Origin of the sequence: Tunturiibacter gelidiferens, assembly GCF_014201335.1 — a bacterium.
In the GTDB taxonomy this organism is placed as follows: Bacteria; Acidobacteriota; Terriglobia; order Terriglobales; family Acidobacteriaceae; genus Edaphobacter; species Edaphobacter lichenicola_E.
On record NZ_JACHEB010000017.1, the window covers coordinates 35,324 to 52,788 of the forward strand.

Annotated in this window: 13 protein-coding genes; 5 read left to right on the forward strand and 8 right to left on the reverse strand. The window is 51.7% G+C overall.

Annotated features, from left to right (window positions below; translation table 11 throughout):
* Positions 1-56: 56 nt before the first annotated feature.
* From HDF14_RS25025 to HDF14_RS25045, 5 genes are all read right to left on the reverse strand, one after another.
* Positions 57-1,586, reverse strand: a complete 1,530-nt coding sequence (locus HDF14_RS25025; RefSeq protein WP_260698579.1) for a sugar transferase — start codon at positions 1,584-1,586, stop codon at positions 57-59.
* A gap of 1,598 nt (positions 1,587-3,184) precedes the next feature.
* On the reverse strand, positions 3,185-4,564 hold the full coding sequence (locus HDF14_RS25030; RefSeq protein ID WP_183981491.1) for a hypothetical protein: 1,380 nt from the start codon (positions 4,562-4,564) through the stop codon (positions 3,185-3,187).
* A complete protein-coding gene (locus HDF14_RS25035; protein WP_183981492.1) occupies positions 4,542-5,327 on the reverse strand; it encodes a ParA family protein in 786 nt (261 codons plus the stop codon). The genes HDF14_RS25030 and HDF14_RS25035 overlap by 23 nt, the downstream gene beginning before the upstream one ends.
* A gap of 984 nt (positions 5,328-6,311) precedes the next feature.
* The gene (locus HDF14_RS25040; protein WP_183981493.1) at positions 6,312-6,671 is read right to left on the reverse strand and encodes a hypothetical protein; all 360 of its coding nucleotides are present in this window, start codon (positions 6,669-6,671) and stop codon (positions 6,312-6,314) included.
* A gap of 740 nt (positions 6,672-7,411) precedes the next feature.
* Positions 7,412-7,906, reverse strand: coding sequence for a PEP-CTERM sorting domain-containing protein (locus HDF14_RS25045; protein WP_183981494.1), 495 nt, complete (start codon positions 7,904-7,906; stop codon positions 7,412-7,414).
* 666 nt (positions 7,907-8,572) lie between these two features.
* On the opposite strand from HDF14_RS25045, the gene HDF14_RS25050 reads away from it, so the two are divergent.
* The 3 genes from HDF14_RS25050 (at position 8,573) to HDF14_RS25060 (ending at position 10,746) form a co-directional block, all read left to right on the forward strand.
* A complete protein-coding gene (locus tag HDF14_RS25050; protein ID WP_183981495.1) occupies positions 8,573-9,322 on the forward strand; it encodes a hypothetical protein in 750 nt (249 codons plus the stop codon).
* The gene (locus HDF14_RS25055; protein ID WP_183981496.1) at positions 9,319-9,621 is read left to right on the forward strand and encodes a hypothetical protein; all 303 of its coding nucleotides are present in this window, start codon (positions 9,319-9,321) and stop codon (positions 9,619-9,621) included. The genes HDF14_RS25050 and HDF14_RS25055 overlap by 4 nt, the downstream gene beginning before the upstream one ends.
* A 174-nt stretch (positions 9,622-9,795) precedes the next feature.
* Positions 9,796-10,746, forward strand: a complete 951-nt coding sequence (locus HDF14_RS25060; protein ID WP_260698580.1) for a YncE family protein — start codon at positions 9,796-9,798, stop codon at positions 10,744-10,746.
* Between the two features lie 754 nt (positions 10,747-11,500).
* Here HDF14_RS25060 and HDF14_RS25065 read toward each other — a convergent pair.
* The gene (locus HDF14_RS25065) at positions 11,501-13,813 is read right to left on the reverse strand and encodes a GGDEF domain-containing protein (RefSeq protein WP_183981497.1); all 2,313 of its coding nucleotides are present in this window, start codon (positions 13,811-13,813) and stop codon (positions 11,501-11,503) included.
* A 472-nt stretch (positions 13,814-14,285) separates the two neighbouring features.
* Between HDF14_RS25065 and HDF14_RS25070 the strand changes: the two genes are divergently transcribed.
* A complete protein-coding gene (locus HDF14_RS25070; RefSeq protein WP_183981498.1) occupies positions 14,286-14,468 on the forward strand; it encodes a hypothetical protein in 183 nt (60 codons plus the stop codon).
* A 128-nt stretch (positions 14,469-14,596) separates the two neighbouring features.
* Here HDF14_RS25070 and HDF14_RS25075 read toward each other — a convergent pair whose 3' ends face one another.
* Positions 14,597-15,061: an RES family NAD+ phosphorylase gene (locus HDF14_RS25075; RefSeq protein ID WP_221304881.1), complete on the reverse strand. Its 465-nt coding sequence runs from the start codon at positions 15,059-15,061 to the stop codon at positions 14,597-14,599.
* On the reverse strand, positions 15,061-15,474 hold the full coding sequence (parS, locus tag HDF14_RS25080; RefSeq protein WP_183981499.1) for a type II RES/Xre toxin-antitoxin system antitoxin: 414 nt from the start codon (positions 15,472-15,474) through the stop codon (positions 15,061-15,063). The genes HDF14_RS25075 and parS overlap by 1 nt, the downstream gene beginning before the upstream one ends.
* Before the next feature lie 281 nt (positions 15,475-15,755).
* On the opposite strand from parS, the gene HDF14_RS25085 reads away from it, so the two are divergent.
* Complete coding sequence (locus HDF14_RS25085; RefSeq protein WP_183981500.1) at positions 15,756-15,977, forward strand: hypothetical protein; 222 nt, start codon at positions 15,756-15,758, stop codon at positions 15,975-15,977.
* The last annotated feature ends 1,488 nt before the right edge of the window (positions 15,978-17,465 follow it).

Here is a 17,465-nt window from a genome sequence, read left to right on the forward strand (position 1 = left end):
TCCCAACCCTACCCGGATTGTAGCGGCCACTACTCTAAATCAGATCAGAACATTGCTTATGTTCCCGTGCCTTGTACTACAACGTTTACTGTGCGCAGCAAAATTTTTAGATCGAGCCATATTGACCAATTTTCAACATAGGCTGTATCCAGCGAAATATAGCTTTCGAAGGACGGGTTCTGCCTTCCCTCAACCTGCCATAACCCAGTCATACCAGGCAACACCTCCAGCCGTCGCAGATGGGAAAGCTCATATTTCTCCACCTCCGCAGAAAGGGGAGGGCGCGGTCCGACCAGGCTCATATCGCCGAACAAGACGTTTAAAAATTGCGGAATCTCATCCATTGAGTATTTCCGCAATATACCTCCTACTCTGGTAACACGCGGGTCATCGGTGATCTTGAACAGTACGCTATCGCGCTCGTTTCTGTGCTCCATTGTGGCCTTCAGCGCGTCCGCATTTTTAACCATTGTGCGAAATTTATAGAACGTGAAGGTCCGGCCTTTTCGGCCAATACGTTCGGAGCGGTAAAGAATTGGCCCGGGCGAGTCCAAGCGAATTGCGAGCGCAATCACCAGAAATAGCGGCATAAGCATCAGCAAAGCCAGTGAAGTCAGGCTTAGATCAAGAGCACGTTTTAAAAGGACTGAACCGAAATCGAGCTCATTGCAATGCAGCCGCAAGGTCGGAATCTGCCCGACAAATTCTACCGGCACTTTCCGTGCCAACCCTGTGTACAGGTCCGGCACAATGCGGACATCGATTCCTACTTCGCGTGCTCTCTGTACCAGATCAATCACAAGCTCGCGTTCAGCAGGGACGGAAATGAATATCTCATCCACGAAATGCAATTTTGCCAGCGAAAGGCAGTCGCAAATGTCTCCGATGAGCTCTGAATTATAGTGCTTCGCTTCAGCCTCCGAAAGCGAAACAAAACCTTTGAAGCGAAACCCGAGGTGTTTCAGCGATTTCAGATGTGTACGCAACTGTTGAGCTACTTCACCAGTTCCGACTATAAGGATATTCCGAGTATCGATATCTTCGCGGTACCGACGGTAAGCCATACGACGCCATAATGCTCTTCTAAACGACAGCATCAGGGCAGCTCCCAGAACGAAAACCAATATTGCTTGGCGTGATATCACTTCTCCGTGTGACAGGTAGGCTGTGCCACAGAGGACGAAGCCAGCGGTCAGTGTTGCTTGGAGTGTCCTACGCTGCTCATCCATGCCACTGTGGCTCATCGTGTGAACATAGAGTCCTGCAGTCTGCATGAAGAAGATAAGACATGTCGCAAACCAAGTAACATATGCGACATAGAGTATTGAATGAAAGTGAATTATTTCAGCAAGCGCGATGGAACCATTCGCCATCTGAAGGTCGCTTAACGTCTGTATGTGCAGGCCGATTAATCCAACAATCGCTATCGTTATTAGATCAACCGCTACCCTTGCGAAATAAGGTATGGACTGGACCGGTAGAGACGTGAGGATTACAGGGCCATCGCGGTCGGTGGCATTCGGTCGATTCGAAATAACTGGCTCCTGCACAAACTGCGCCGGACCGACAAAGTGATCTAACGACATCGCTACCCCCAAACGTCGCAATTAGAGCATCAACAAACATATTTGGAGTGAATACCGATAATAATTTATGACGATAAGCGATGGCGTGACTATATTTACTTGATTAAGCCTATTTATTTGCTCAATGGTTGATAAGTCTTCGCTTGGCGATGTTGGTAGCAATTATTTGCCGCCAAAATGCTTTGAATGCCATCGACTGTGTAATTCCGGCTTTGGTAGCTGGAGAGGTTCTTCACTAAACCAGCTCAATTGCCGTTCGATAATTATCAAAATAAGCTTGAATAGCTGCCACGCTACTGCAGCCAGGAGCAACGGCACCCCGAAGAGGACACAAATCACGAAGTAAACTGCTAGTTCCTTCGTTGTTGGAGGTTCGGAGGCAGAGCAAAGAGTGGCGAAATGAAGTACCGTGCCGCAGATCAGATTGACGGCCACATACAAAGGCAACAGTAACTGAATATAATGACTATGCATAATCACGGCTCCCGGAAAGAGTACAAACCAGTTGGATCCGTTTATTGATTACACCGATTTTTCATTAATCGATGCTAGAGACTTCCGTGCGATCGTCAACACTAAGGTGGTGATGACTATAGTACTCTTCTTTCGGTAGTGCAACCGAAAAGGGCGCTAGTTTCCCATCTTATAGCTGAAGTAATAGCCCTGAGCTGGGGCGGTCGCTGTGTTACGCGTTCAGCATCGAGTAACATGCAGTGGAGTAAGAGACAGCCCCTAAAGTAGCTACAACAACTTGGACTGTGTTGACGGTAAGGAATATACATTTTAATCTTTGCACTACTTGTTAGGCTCAATGGAGGACTAAATGACAGATTACGATGACTTCATAAGGGCAAATCATGAGCTGACGTTGGGTCGCAAGAATAGCGACGCTCGAATGGAAGCTATTAGACAGAAGATTGTACTGAGCCAAATGGCTACTTCTGAGTCTGAATCAATTCCGAATCGGATACACAGCCTTACGGATGGGAGAAAAATACGCGGCGAGGCATTTTGTTGGGTGAACGCGGCCACCGTTACCCTAGGTAAGGCAAGCTTAGAAATTCGGGCGTTTCAGGACTATCCAAAGTGCCGTTCCGAAGCGCGGATCTCAGACGGCAACCCGACCGGATCCCGCAGGATTTTTCATTTTGCGCCCACACTAGCGAGTGATCGTGTTTTATGGTCCATGTCTTGCTCGCATATCGATCGACATGGCCTATTCTCTACCGCAAAAGTGTCTCGTTTGCTGGTAGAACAACTCGTTGTCGTTTTTCAGGCTTCGTCAGCCAAGTCCTAGATTCTCATGCCGCTCGCCTGAGACCGCTTCAGGGTTTACTGCTCAATACTCCATCCACCTCGTCGTTTCTAGCCACGAGAAAGAAGGACTGGAGGTACGTTATTAGAGCGACGCAAATGCAGGCAAACGCTGACATGGTGCGGAATTAGTCTAGTCGTTCTTATTCTCTTCGTCCTACAGACCTTCACGGAGCGGAGCGCCAACGACCGGACGCGTATCGCCCCGCCATATCGGAGATCAGGAGCGAGACGCTTGAGTGACGACATAACTCAGTTGTACGACAAATCTTCAATTCCGCGACTTAATGGTTCCACATGGCGGCTTGCCGAAGACGCTTCTCTGCGTGATCGCGTTCTTCTTGACCTAGGGAAAGATCGCTCACGATCGATTCAAAGTGGTCTCGCTCTTGCGCGAGCCAGATCTCGAGTTCACGTTGCTGCTGCTGGCGTCTCTCTTCTTCGTCTGCGACAAGCGAGGCCTGATATTCTAAGCGCCGCCTAAATTCATCGAAGGACGACCCAGCAAACAATTGCGGCACTGTAGCGAGAATAAGGCCGGTCGGATTGATGATGTTTCGGTTTGACCGGGCCATTTCGAGTTTTTCTCTTACAAAAAAGGCAATCTCATCAGCGTTTGCATCAGCACGCACATGGCGGCAATCGCGGAGTAGTTGACGCGCCGCCGCTTCATCGACCGTCCAGTAGCGATTCAAGGCGGATGCGACAGTTTTCACGTCTTCGCTGTCGGTGCCGTCGGCGTCTGACATGCTTTCACCTTTTGAGTTAGCAGACGGCCTAACTAATGCAGAACTTTTCTTTCTTTTCTTTGATGGGGCAGGCCGTATATCTGTTTCGACCCCTGGGGATGAAACCACCCCTGGGGGCGAATACTGTTCCGTCCCGTCCGCATTACAAAACACGACGCCCTTGTTGCGGACTACATACAACATGCCAGCAGCACGACGGCGTTCTAGTATCTGCTTATAAGAAAACACGCGATAAAGACGAGCCCGTGAGTTCATCGTGTCGAAGTTTTCTATGATTTCAAAAGCTAATTTTTCAAAAAGGCGCGAAAGATTTTGTCGCACGTTCTTCTTTGCCATATTCACTTTGAAGCTGATCTCGGCGGCCCCGATACGATTCGTACGCGAATCATTTGGATCTAGACTTTCAGATTTTCCGGTTCTCCATAGAAGCTGATAGATCGCCTCCTCGCCTAGTGAATGCCCATCTTGTGCGAGGACGCACTTCCTGACCTTTGAGCGTCCGCACCCCGGTTTGAGACCATCTGCGGTGGAGGAGGACAAGAGCCAAGCGGATGCACGGGCTGTTGTTGCAGAGCTATGGGATGTTTCATCGCGATAGCGCCCTGGCAACGTTTCATCCCCAGGGTGCGCTTCATCCCCAGCGTAATTCGGGGCTACTGCGCTCCATACATACCCTGACGACGTTTCATCCCCAGGGTATGTATGAACCAGTGAAACGAGCGGAGGTACTAGTCCGATCAGTGGAGTAGTTTGGGTGGTCTTGGCTAGGTTTGTAAAATGACCGTTGCGAATATCCTCAGGTTTCAGGTCCAGAAACGAAGTCATCCCCTTCAGAGCGGGGGCGCATGCAGCTTCGATATAGTTTAGGGGAGCGATCTTACGCTTGCGAGCATTACGTGTTAGCAGTTCTCCCATGTACTTCTTCCTTGAAGAGGAATTGCAACTCATCTGCTACCTGGTGGTAGTCCTCAACAGCCTTGCATTTGGGATCGTAGTCGATAAGAAACTGCCCCGCTCGGGCGGCTTTGGTTACGTTCTGGTCAGTTCGTATCGCATGAAGAAGGGGAATGTTCATTCCCACAGATAGGCCTTCGAGCCCCTCCAGAACAGTGGTGGTCATCGCCAGACGCCTATCCACCATTACCGGCAATAGTCCCACAGTCCGGATGTTGGCTCTCAGAAGTTGATTGAGCGACCTAGAGGCCTCAATTGAAGCCATGGCTCCCTGGAACGACAGGGTATCCATCCCTATCGGAATTAAGACTTGTTCGGCGTAAACCATCGCGCAGGTTTGAAGGAGCGTAATAGAAGGGCTTACGTCAATGAGAACGACATCATAATTTTTGTCAACCATGGAAAATAATTGAGTAAATGCATGTTCCCTCGCCACGTTTCCCATCAAGATAGTCTCGACTTTGGTAGTTTCTCGACTGGAACACAAGACATGGAGGTTTTTGCTGACTGGGACTATGCAATCATCCAATCGAAGTTTTTCTATAACGAAGTTATAAAGCCCATACTCGGGTTTTAAGCTGAGGACACTGCTAACAGACCCCTGTGGGTCAGTGTCCACAACTAAAACCCTCTTGTTTCTATCTGCAAACTCCCGAGCCAAAGTAGTCGCGGTAGTTGTTTTGGAAACACCGCCACGTTGATTCGAGATTACGAGCCGAATCACAAACTTTCTCTAGAAAGCTGCTGGTGTATTAGTTCAACTTCTTCGGGTCTCCACAAGCGATAGTTGTTATGTGGATCGCGCGCAGGTTCGGCGAACTTTCCTGCTGCAAGTTTTCTCAGTATGGTTCTTTGAGATATACCGAGAATTGATGCTACCTCGGTAGTCTTCAGCCAAAATGTAGCTCTGCGTGGCTTTGTCATGTACCCAACACTATTGCATGACGCTTCCCTATTCAAGCAGAAAAAGCGAAAGTCATGACAGAAACATCATTGCGAGTCATTTATGTGAATAGCCGGCTATTTGCGTTTCCGTTCATTATCATAAAAACGAGACAGAACGTCGTCGTCGCAATAAAAGCTCGGTTTATATTTCTTCAACCGTCCCGATTAAAAACTGCCCTAAAGAGCCTTCTCTATATTGTGGGGATGATTCGACCCCACGGGGAGGGGATGAAAGAGGGCCAGGTGGTGGGGATGTATCATCCCTGACCCACGGGATGAAAGGTATACAGGGACCAGCGTATCTTTCATCCCCTGGGGGCGAAGGGGATGCAGGGGACGATTTAAAACTCGTCTCCCCATAAATGTCAGTCTGTCCTTCAATTGTTCTAAGTTCGAGCACCGTATTCCAGCTCCTGCCTGCGCGCGGCGTCCTCGCCATCGCCGGTGCGGCTACGTCCGGAAACGGAACCGCTTTTCAAATGATCAGGAACTGAACCTGGCAGCGTGCGCAACGAGAATCACGGTCGGATTTTGGAGCCGCACCGCTTCCGCCACGAACTCTAACGAGACCTAAGATAGGTCGCATGCGGTTCAGGGACCGCCGACGTAATAATTAAGACATAAGTCTCATTATCGTTGTGGTTTTATTTGGGAACTGGTGCAATCGCTTGTCCGCCATCGATCAGATCGCATCAACAGCACAGCTGCATCAACAGCACAGCTGCATCAGCAGCCCAGGATTCAACATCTGTATTTCAGCGAATCAATCCGGAACATAAGACTTTAGCCTCAAGGATCGGATTGCTTTTCGGTTTTCGCCTTCGATGCGATGCTGTTCGAGCATCTCGGCAACTTTACCAGATGGCGTCTCGAGTATCGGGACCACGCGTTGAGTGCAGAAATTGATCACATCGGTATAGGTCAAATTCCACTTTTGGGCGGCTCGCTTCATTCTGAGATATGACGGCAAGGGCATCTTTACGGTTACGCATTGAAGTGGACGCTTTGGCTGAGGGTGCTCCATGTCCTCGAGTACGGCCTTCACAAACAACTCTCCGCTGATGTCAGGTGGAGACACCAACTTAAAATCATCATCTGGGTATGCAGACTCAAGCTTCTCCATTTGTTCGCCATCCTCTGCACGAGATTAACACCTCAATCGACCAAACTCAAGCTGAAATACCACATTCTAGGGAATCACCCAGGCGCACCAACTGTGCCACGGGGCTGAGTTGCGTATGTACATACGCAACTCCATGTGGCAACCACACGGAGTCATGGAAAACCTGATACAGCACCCCTCTTTGGTCAATTCTCTTTCAGCGGGAGATCTGGGGCCAAAGAGCGCTGTCTCTTTGGCCACGTCGATGCTGCATAATGTTGCCGTAACAAACGAACAGCGCCATTAGCCTGCTGGCATTGTTTAGACTCTGTAGTGTAGAGAATTGCAATTGATGCATCGTTGGTATTAGGCCACTTTTTATGACCAGTGCGGCCAAGTCGCTGCAGCTGTAGCGGATCATGCACATTGCCCCGCTCCCTTGATCTCGAGATGAGCCGCCCATAACTCCGAGATGTTGTTCCTGACGTATTTGCAACAACCGATGGAGTACGCCGCAATGGCGCGAAACGTCCTGTCGACAGCAGATAATGTGGATACGGCAACGTCACGATGGAAACCATAGGAGAATCGCATCAGCCTAATAGAGGCAGGTAGACGCCCTCCCAGGCAACCGCCTGCCAGTCATCGGCCATATCGGTTATCAGCCTAATGGTGGTGAAGGATCGGTCTTGCCCTAGAAGACATCGTCAGTTCCGAACATTATGAGTGCTTTGCTATAGGCCGACGCGTTCGGCCGGGTATCAGAAGGAATTGCGGCGCACAACCCCAGTTAGGCCAAAGATGCCTGTACTCAGCAGGATTAGCGTAGAAGGCTCTGGAATTGTCGCGGTAAGCGCAAACGTGACAGGGACGGTTTCGGTAAAGTGGTCCTCATCTTGTAGATAAGCGAAATACCCCGAGCCATTATTAAAAATATTTACGTCGAACTTATCAGGCCCGTTTACGTCTATAAAGCTAAATCCATTCGAACTTAACTGTGGCAGGCTTGAGGGAAAGAGTAGATCATCGTTGCCATTAAAGCTTCCGGGTGCGATTAATCCTGTTACCCCGGTACCAGTAATAGCAGTGATCAGATATTCTCCGCTCCCAATCGATGTTGCAGTGAGAGTTCCAGCTCCGCTGAACGTTCCGGATGATCCAGTTACTGAAAAGTCATAAGTGTTCGCATAGGCTGAACCTGTGAACGCTAGGACGCAAAGAAGGGCGATAGTTATAGGCAGACGAAAGGAATTCATGGGATACCTCGAGTGATAATCCTCCGATGCAGAAATCAATTGAGGCGTTGGATCCGTTCGTAATAATTAACCATAAAGTAAAAAAAATTATCTTAGTCGTCAAGCGGCCTTTGTCGGATGAGTTAGCGGAGGGATGCCATAGTTCACCTACAAACCCAGAGTCGCCGAATGGTTCAAAACGAAGTGCGAACGGCACCCCGCTGGACGGGCGAGGAGGCATTGACGGGAGACAAGTGGACGTCGCAGAAATATGTAGTGTAAAAATCGAAAGTGTACCGGAAAATCTAGCCATAGCTTGCAAAGCTTCGCCCAGTTTGATATCTATTTGGAATGCTTCAGGTCTCGATCACAATCGGGACCTGAGGATTGTGGCCACCCCACAGCATATAAATGGGGATTCGTTGACGGATCAGAACACGGGCCAGCGGCCTTCCGTCCGAGCTACTGAAGCAACGAGCGAAATCATAAGAGGAATAAACTCCTCAAAATGTGAAGCCACTTTTGAGCATGCTCTGCTCTTCTGAGCAGGCTCTGCTCTTCTGAGCAGGCACTTGCACACGACGTGGATCCGGCCGAACTAGCTTTGGCAGGGGATCCGCACGACAAGGCGACAAACAACAGTGCGGTAGCACCCCTGGAAAACTCGCCGCTGCGCGGAAACGTGCGATGACGATCGAGATTGACAAAGACCGCATGCCCTGGTCAGCGATACACCTCCGGCCAAAAGAGATCCAGGAAACTCTGTTGCAAACTTTGGTTTCGACCGCAAAAGCTGCACGTTCGGGGCAAGTTGACGAAGTGGAGCTCGAAAATTGCACGTTGATCGCAGTCAGTTTGGAAACGGCACGACCGATTGCGGCATCAGCGAGCATACGGCATGACCGTGTTTCGGAAGGCAACTTTCTGTTTGTACCCTCGAAGCAAGAGCAAGAGGTATCCCGTTGGTGTTGGCGCGCGATCGAGCCTCTGTATAAGGCGGAACGCCCCAAAGTGCCCGGAATGGAAATTGTTCGCACGCTACATCTCTCTTACCCGATACATCCCGTCGCAGATACTCTTCTGCGCGAATGGCACAGACGGCTTCAAGGCTCACGCCCAGAACTATTTCGTGAACCGCTTGAGACATATGAAAAGCGCCTCAAGCCTTGGCTGCGCAAACTGGACAGCACTGGGCGGCTTACTCTCAGCAAGATTGCCCGAATGAAATGGTCATTGATATCGCAGAAGAGCGGAGGAGACATGGCAGAAGCCAGCCTGGTTTTGGGACTACCTCATCCGCTGGCCCGAGTCCCCCTCTTTTATTCCCTGCTTGAATTGGATCGAGCTAGTTGGCTATTTGAACAAGCGACATCAGCCATTTGGAATGGCACGTGGGACGACAAGGATATTAGCTACCCGAGTCGGGTGCGAGCATGAAAACCGGCCTCGCCTTATATACCGGGAGCCGCGCGTGCCCAAACCTGAACGCAGTAAGAACCGCGATCCAGACCACACGGCAATCCGCAAGGGAGTTTGTGCAACTGGACTTGACAGCCGACCTACCCGACAACTTCGTTGAGATGTTCAACCGAGCCGTTCTGTATCTGGTCTGGCATCAGTTTTATGCCATCGCTACACGAGGAATCCGATTACCCTACATTCCGCTTTCCGACGTTTGCGAGATTTCTGGAGTAGCGACACTCACGGATAAGGACTCCGGCTCTGGCTACAAATAACTGCACCAGGTACCCCGAAGTACTTTTCGAAAAAGAAACTGGCCATGAATAAAATAAATACCTACTTACAGCAAATACTCAAACTAACTTTGACCTTACTCGTACTCGGCATAACATTAGCCTGTGGGACGCACTTACTTCTGGCAGCGACGCCAACAGCTCTTCCCCAATTTCATGTGCAGGACCAGTGGAACCTCGGCGGCAAAGGAGGCTGGGGCTTTCTCGTTCTCGATGCTCCCACCCATCTCTCTACATCCCGCGCACAAATCGTGTGATGGTCGTCGACACCGAGACTGGCAGGGTCATCGGCGAAGTTCCAGACATGAAGAACATCCGCAACATTGCCTCGATGACTCCGGCAAATACGGCTACGTCACCGATGTCACCGACGGTAGCGCCGGCTTCGTCCGTCTCTTCGACCGCTCCACACTCAAACTGGTCACATCCATTCCGACTGGAGCAGTTCCCGCCGCTATCGTCTTCGATCCCGTCTCTAAATCCGTCCTTGTATTCAACTCGCGCGGCCGCAGCGTAACCGTCATCGACAGCGCCACCAATCAGGTCACCGAAACCATCCTACTTCCCGGGCGGCCCAGCTCCGCCGTAGGCGATGGCAACGGCGCCATCTTCGTCGCGCTTCCTGCACCTGGCGAGATCACTCGCATCGACGCCGCCGCAAAGAAAGTCACATCGTCCTGGCAACTAGCGCCATGCACCGGTCCCAGCGGTCTCGCGATCGACAGCGTCCGTCACCAGCTCTTCACCACCTGCGAAGATCACAAACTCGTTGCCGTCAACGCTGACACGGGAAAAGTCACCGAAATAGCCGACGCCCCAGCCAACGCCGGCGACATTGACTTCGACGCTAAACACAACTTGCTCTTTGTAGCCGACCCCGAAGGTTCGCTTCTGATCTTTCGCCGAGACTCCCCACTCAAATACTCCAAACTCCAGCGGGTCAAGACTGATCCCGGCGCCAGAACAATGATCGTCAGCCTGAAGGATGCCAAGGCATACCTCCTAACCTCAAAATTCGGCAAGAATACCGAAACTGCCTCCGAAGAACTGCAATACCGCCCCACTCCGATTCCCGGTACCTTCTCGGTCATCGTAGTTGGACGCTGACTAAAAAGCCGTTCCTGCAGATTCACTTATGCAGGAACGGCTAATCCAGGGCCGCGGGGGTTGGTACGCGTCGATTTTGTAGGCGAGATCTCGGCAGCGCAAAAATCGTTTGCGTCTGAACATGCGCTCGCAGAGCCACTCGAACCGCCCTCGCGCCTTCTTTGCTGAGCGGATGATCTGCCGGCGAGCGCTTTCAGGCAGCTCGCTTACTATGAGGTCGCGACCCTCCTTACGACACAAGCACCCGTGGATGCTGAATTGGTAGAGAAGCGTCACTTTGAGTGGGCTCCAAATAAACCTTCTACTCGAATGTAATCTCAGAAAGTCCCAAAATGCGGCGAGGTCAACTGGCCCCCAAACAGGGAGGAATATTAGTTTATCCAATATAAGATACTAATTTTCATACATTTATGAGGTGTTGACACTTGCTTATTTGGAGGCCAGTGGCACCCTGAGATTATCGCGGTGCGTCGATGTTGCTCATGCCAGGTCTGCTGAGTATATCCGTGATATCCGGATATCTTCTCAGTAGCCATGCGCTTAGATCGGCCGATCGTATGACGAAGGCGGCGGAAAACAGCCGTCTGTTGACCGGCTTCGTGAGAACGTTGGTGGGGGCTGATCCACAAGGGCCGGGGCCAGTCTTCGAATCACGCTCGATCAGAGACGCGATTCCTTATCATTTTCGAATACCAGAATATCCATAAAGCTTTTACTCAGGGCTATGTGCATTCACTTCACTCGAAGATGAATATTAGCTTACATGGTCAGTGTTGTGTCCAAGTTCGTGAACAGTTTCACCTCTGGTCTGTTTGGCGACATACATCGCAGCGTCGGCGGTGCTTAGCAAGCAGGTCATACTCTCGCCATCTTCCGGATACAGCGCAATCCCAACACTGGCTGAACCTTGGAAGGAATGGCCTTCGAGCAGGTACGGCTCGTCAAAACACCGCTTCAGGCGTTCGGTCACATCCTCCATATCGGTCTTACTGCGAACCCTAGGTACGAATGCAGTGAACTCATCACCCCCGTAGCGCGCCAACATGTCCACGTTGCGAAGCTGACGCTTCATTCGTACGGAAGCTTCCTGCAGGTACATGTCCCCGACTCGGTGGCCGTACCGGTCGTTTATCGATTTGAACTGATCAAGATCGATGTAGATGAGTCCGTGGATTCCATCCCGTTGATGTACTTCTTCGAGAGCTGTTCGTACGCGTCTCTCGAAGGAGAAGCGATTGTGAAGTCCGGTCAGCGAATCGAACTCTGAGCGCTGCAACAGGTCCGAATAAACACGCCTGGATTCGATTGCCAGAAATGCAAGCCCGGCGGCCATCGACATGGTCTCGGACTCCGTGGAGTCCCGCAAAGAATCTGCATCGAGGGCAACGAATATTTCGGCGAGCGGCGAAACGGAACGGACAGGTATCTGTTCGCGAACCACGCGCATGTTCGTAACGTCGGGCGGCCGATTCCCAGATTGTGTTCCATCGACAGTTCTGCACCAGCAAGGCGCGCCGTTGAGCCGCAACGAGACCATGTTTGTTGTCTCGAGAAGGATCTCGTCCAGGGGGCGCTTTCCGTGAATGTCCTCGAGGATAGCGCTGCGGTGCCGCTCGAGCTTGGCTTCTCTCTCGATGCGCGCCGCCATCGCAACCGCCTGTCTCTTTACCTTGCGGTCGAGCGACCAACCCCTTGCACCCACAACCAATACCAGGCCCAATAGAAAGCCAACAAGGATCAACAGACTGCGCACATTTACTATCGAGGGTTTCTCAACAACCGTAATATCGTCGAAGGAGCGCAACAAAATGTTGAAGGAGGATTCAAAGCCTGGGTTGACCGAGTTCGTATCCAACATGGAGCAAATGCCGGTCACCCTGATCTTCGACCCAAGCGGTATCAGCTTCATGGGCAAAAGCTCGGTGTCGCCAGGCGGATGACGGTAGATGGCCGTGAGCATGCGCCCGCCGGACACAAGTACATACTCGTCCTGAGTTGCCAACCGCGCTTCCGTCGTTACCTGACCTTCGATCGACACTAAGTCAGTCTGGTGTCCGCTAAGATTGTCGTGGCTCCAGAAACCTAGCTCTTGCCATGTGGCCCGTTGAGGCTTGACGGGCGCCGAAATGTGGTTGTCCTGGATTTCACCGTCGGCCAGCGTCAGCATGTGATCGTGCGATTCTGGAAATCCTGTCGCGTCGGCTTCGTCACCAAGCTGCAAGGGCTCATCTGTACGAGTCGAAATCCAGATGCTCCTTGTGCCGTCCTGAAGCACGACTGCCGCTCCGGGTTGATAGTAAGTGATGATCCCGTGTACCCGGACCCTCTGGGTCTGATCGTCCACGTGATAGACAGAGAGAATCCGGTCCATGGGGATGAGAGGAAGTGTCCATGGGCCGGCACTTGCGCGCTTCACAATTCGGATGTCAGACAAATTGGGAATCTCGAGCAGAATTCCTGTCAATTGCATCTTGCTGTCGAAGCTGCCGGCAACGACTGCGGTCACCTCAACCTCGGCGTCAAGAAGATCGCCTGTCGCGTGCGCCTCGTCACTCACCACAAGGCCATTAACATACCCGCCGTCCACGACCATATGAAACTTGATGACGCGTGAACCGTCTTCGGTCACCATATTGGCGCTGCGGACCACGCCGCGCACCTTCATCCGCATGCAATCCAGTTGTCCGCGAATCATCTGGTCGAAAGTAGCACGCACTGGCTCGGGTAACGCACCGTGACGCAAAAATGTTACGCGATCACCAACCACGTCAGGACGGAAACTATCACGCGCGTGACCCTCCACACGTACCCGATCGCCTGGAATCAGGTTTGCGCCCTTTGTAAATTGGACATAGACTGCCGCATCGCCCTCTTGAACGAACATGTCTACGTCTTTAGCGCTGTAATAGGTAACAGTAGCCTCGAAGAATACAGTCGGCCCTTGTGCAGCCTCGTCATGGCTCAATTCATGAACGGCGTGCAGAGTCATCAGTGTGCCGGGCACTGCTGCATCGACAGCTGATGCCCATCCAAGAGCAATCAAGACGGCGGCAAGTATACTCTTCATCGAAGAACCTGGACCGGCAAAAACAGTCTGAATCTGTAAGTTCTTTATCGGCTAGAGTCGCAAAAGTGTAAATGCCACGATAGTTCGGCACGAGTTTGCTGCCGAGTCGTTGCGGTCACATAGGATGCCGTTGGAAGGCACATTTCGAGGCAATATGAAGCTTTAGACGCTTTCCCGGATCATGCGGTAAGCCTGGAACGACCGTGTACCAGATAATCCGAACAAGAATGTGCCAACTAATGGTTCTGGCGCACATTTGGCGAAGCGGCGCGAATTTCGGCAAGGGTATCACTTCCGTTACTGGTCATGGGCCCGACAGCGTGGACTTCAGATGGCCAAGCCTTCAAATCGTCATCTCCGCCTCTCGAGTTGGCTCCCGCGCACTTGCAGTAAAATCTGCCGCACAGAGCAACCATCCCTTCCTACTTTAGTAGGTATACTGGTTCAGCACCTACCCTCCGAGTTCAGTTCCGTGGCGCCACTGAACATGCGCTCGGAGAGCCACTCGAACCACCCTCGCGCGCTCTTCGCTGAGCGGATGATCCGCCGGCGAACGCTTCGGCACCTCGCTTACTATGAGGTCGCTGAGGTTGCCGCCATCCTTACGACACAAGAAACCGTTGATGCCGAGCTGGTACAGAAGCGCCACTTTTGAGTGGCTTTCAAAATAGACTTCAATTCAAATTGTAATTTCAGAAAATCCGAATGCGGTGGGGTCAACTGGCCTAAAAATCGACGGAGTTGGCTGTCTATTAGCGCTCGTCGGCCATCGGCCCGATCGCCTCAGCCGCGTAAGTGTTTTAGCAGCCGAGAATCGAACTCAGCTCGCGTGCTATCTACGATCTGAATGAGTTCCGCGTCGCGATGCAACGGATTGAGCAGGTAGTTCCATGTGTTTGGGAGGAGGGCAGAGGGAACCCGCGCCAAGGCTGTTGTCCTTCTCGCGAGCCACTCGTCTCCGAGGCTTCGGCTGAGATTGTGATTTGATTTCCATGCATTGCTCTTCGGAACGTTGATCTCTTCAAGCGGCAGATCATCCGGCACCCTCACGCGAAGAAGCGTGTATCCGACTGGCAAATCATCTTCGAGTTCCAGATGGACGAGAACTTCGACCATTGCACCGGCTGGCGACTCTGCGAGATAGACGATGCGACGACCCACGCTATGCCATCGCGCCGCATACTTGAGCCCGCCTTCTCCGCTGAGGGACCGGTGATTACTGATACGCCACAGGTCCTTTATTCCCACTAGGCGAACATACCTTCGTCGATTTGTCCCAACATTTCCTCGACCATTCGGCCGCCGAAATCGGTGCGAAGCATCTGGAGCGGAGTCCGTTCATCGAAGCGCTTCTTCGGCTTGTTGAGCCACTTACGTGCCTGCTCCACATCACCGAAGACGGACACGGCCTGGTCGAAGACGCGCACTAACCTTGCCAACTTGTCGGACTCGTCCCGCGAAAGCGATTGCTTGCGTGAGCGCCGATGCTTGAGCGTCCGCGCTGGGATCACGATGTCGTAAATGTCCTTGAGATCCACTCCGGACGCCGAAACGAAGTTTGTCATCGTCTCGACCGACACTCCCGCTTCGACGCTTTCCAGATCGAGCCGCAGAGATATCAGAAAGCGGGACTGTTCAGCGGCGTGGATAGCTTGAGCCATATGGACATTATGCCACACTAAACGCGGCATTATGTCCTTATTTAGCTAGATGTTCTCTTTATCGCGATCTCAACTATTCGACGCGTAGATAAGGATGAAGTGGAGTTGGGCCCGGGCAAACGTGATCGAGCTGTCGCAAAAGGACGCGAACGACCTCTAGCACCTTTACGCCCAGGCCGAGCCGGATTCATGGACAGTCTTCGGCCACTGCGTAGCGAATTCGGCAACTTCGGACATGTCGATCGTGAATCAGGAAGGCTTGTCTTGGCAATGACGTACTCATGCTGGTTCCGGGGGTTAACTCGGAACCGTCATCAAGTGACTTTAAGGACGCAGAGCGGCTGGTACGGCTGCTGATCGCAAAAGAGCATCCGCGACCGGGTGTGCATGCACAGTCAATCGAGTATCTGCCGGAGGAGATGCACATCAAACTGTCGATTGTCGTCAGCGACTTTCTGGGATCGAGCGGCCTTCGCATTCTGCAGGCTCTGGCCGAACGATGAGCGTGCTCCATGGGCGTTACCTTTTAACACTACTCTTGCCAGATTGCGTTGCCCGCAAGCTACGCCCGAACAATTCCCTACTGTCGTCCACGTGTTGCGGACGAATTCGCCGGCGAGCGCTTTCAGGCAGCTCGCTTACTATGAGGTCGCGGCCCTCCTTACGACACAAGCACCCGTGGATGCCGAAATGGTAGAGAAGCGTCACTTTGAGTGGCCTCCAAATAAACCTTCTACTCGAATGTAATCTCAGAAAGTCCCAAAATGCGGCGAGGTCAACTGGCCCCCAAACAGGGAGGAATATTAGTCTATCCAATATAAGATACTAATTTTCATACATTTATGAGGTGTAGACATTTGCTTATTTGGAGGCCAGTGGCACCCTGAGATTATCGCTCGAAGACGTCCGAGCAGCTTCGACCGAAGCCATAGCCGCTCTCGATGAAAGTTTCTTCGCGTACGCTTCGACCGGCTCACACCGAAGGAAAAGCATTATCTGCGTGCTATGGCGGAGCTCGGTCCTGGGCCTCATCGCTCAGGTGATATCGCCTCAATCCTTAGTAAGCCCACAAACTCCTTGGGACCCCTTCGAGCGAGTTTGATCAAAGGTATGATCTGGAGTCCAAATCACGGCGATACAGCCTTCACCGCGCCTCTCTTCGACGAGTTTATGAAGAGGATCATGCCGGGAAACGAGTGGTGAATTCACGTCGAGGAATCGCGGCTGCAAAAAGTGGATCGATTCTGCAAAGATACAACCAAATGGCGGGAACGCCGAACAATGAAGCGCCTAGTCTCCTTCGTTACAACCCAAGGAGAAGTACGCGGTCTTCGTTTCTGGGCCGTGTCACCTCGGAGCTTCGTCTCGGCCCCTGACTCCATAAGTACGCGGTCATATTCTGGGTGGTGATGACGGAATTATGTTGATCTAGTGGAGATTTCGAGGAACTGGTCTGCTCAATAAAGTGCCGCGTCGCTTTGTTCGTGTCACTGTTGGTTTCTTTGTTGGTCTCTTTACACGCGGAGAGGTGCGGGGTGGTATGACACTCATGCACACCACTCTTGCGCAAATATTTCGAATGTAATGCTTTCGCGAGAGGGCTCCTAACAAATTGATTTACTCAAATATGAGTTAGAGAGACGGGGTCTAATCTCGCGATATCAAAAATCAACGACGCCGTCATCCGGTGGCATAAGACTGCGCTAACATAGGTTGTTATTATCCTAGTTTCGTATTAATCTGCGAGACGTAGGCGGCTGTGACAGTTGCTCCATCTTCCCCAGGCGCAGAAAAGCGGTGCGACCCCGTAGGTCGACAGGAAACTCTCCTGACATATCTAGACGGGCAAGATTTCTGCGGCCCGGCAGTAGCTGCATTGCTACACTGTTGGCAATAGAAGGAAGAAACTACACCTCGTTGATTTTCCTTTAAGTAGTGAGACCAAGACAACCGTTCTGATGCCGAGGAAACCATGACCAACGAAATACTAG

Bases quoted from the DNA above. Each gene is read 5' to 3' on its own strand.
- HDF14_RS25025 (WP_260698579.1), bottom strand. From the start codon at position 1,586: ATGTCGTTAGATCACTTTGTCGGTCCGGCGCAGTTTGTGCAGGAGCCA.
- HDF14_RS25030 (WP_183981491.1), bottom strand. From the start codon at position 4,564: ATGGGAGAACTGCTAACACGTAATGCTCGCAAGCGTAAGATCGCTCCC.
- HDF14_RS25040 (WP_183981493.1), bottom strand. From the start codon at position 6,671: ATGGAGAAGCTTGAGTCTGCATACCCAGATGATGATTTTAAGTTGGTG.
- HDF14_RS25045 (WP_183981494.1), bottom strand. From the start codon at position 7,906: ATGAATTCCTTTCGTCTGCCTATAACTATCGCCCTTCTTTGCGTCCTA.
- HDF14_RS25050 (WP_183981495.1), top strand. From the start codon at position 8,573: ATGACGATCGAGATTGACAAAGACCGCATGCCCTGGTCAGCGATACAC.
- HDF14_RS25055 (WP_183981496.1), top strand. From the start codon at position 9,319: ATGAAAACCGGCCTCGCCTTATATACCGGGAGCCGCGCGTGCCCAAAC.
- HDF14_RS25060 (WP_260698580.1), top strand. From the start codon at position 9,796: ATGTGCAGGACCAGTGGAACCTCGGCGGCAAAGGAGGCTGGGGCTTTC.
- HDF14_RS25065 (WP_183981497.1), bottom strand. From the start codon at position 13,813: ATGAAGAGTATACTTGCCGCCGTCTTGATTGCTCTTGGATGGGCATCA.
- parS (WP_183981499.1), bottom strand. From the start codon at position 15,474: ATGGCTCAAGCTATCCACGCCGCTGAACAGTCCCGCTTTCTGATATCT.
- HDF14_RS25085 (WP_183981500.1), top strand. From the start codon at position 15,756: ATGCTGGTTCCGGGGGTTAACTCGGAACCGTCATCAAGTGACTTTAAG.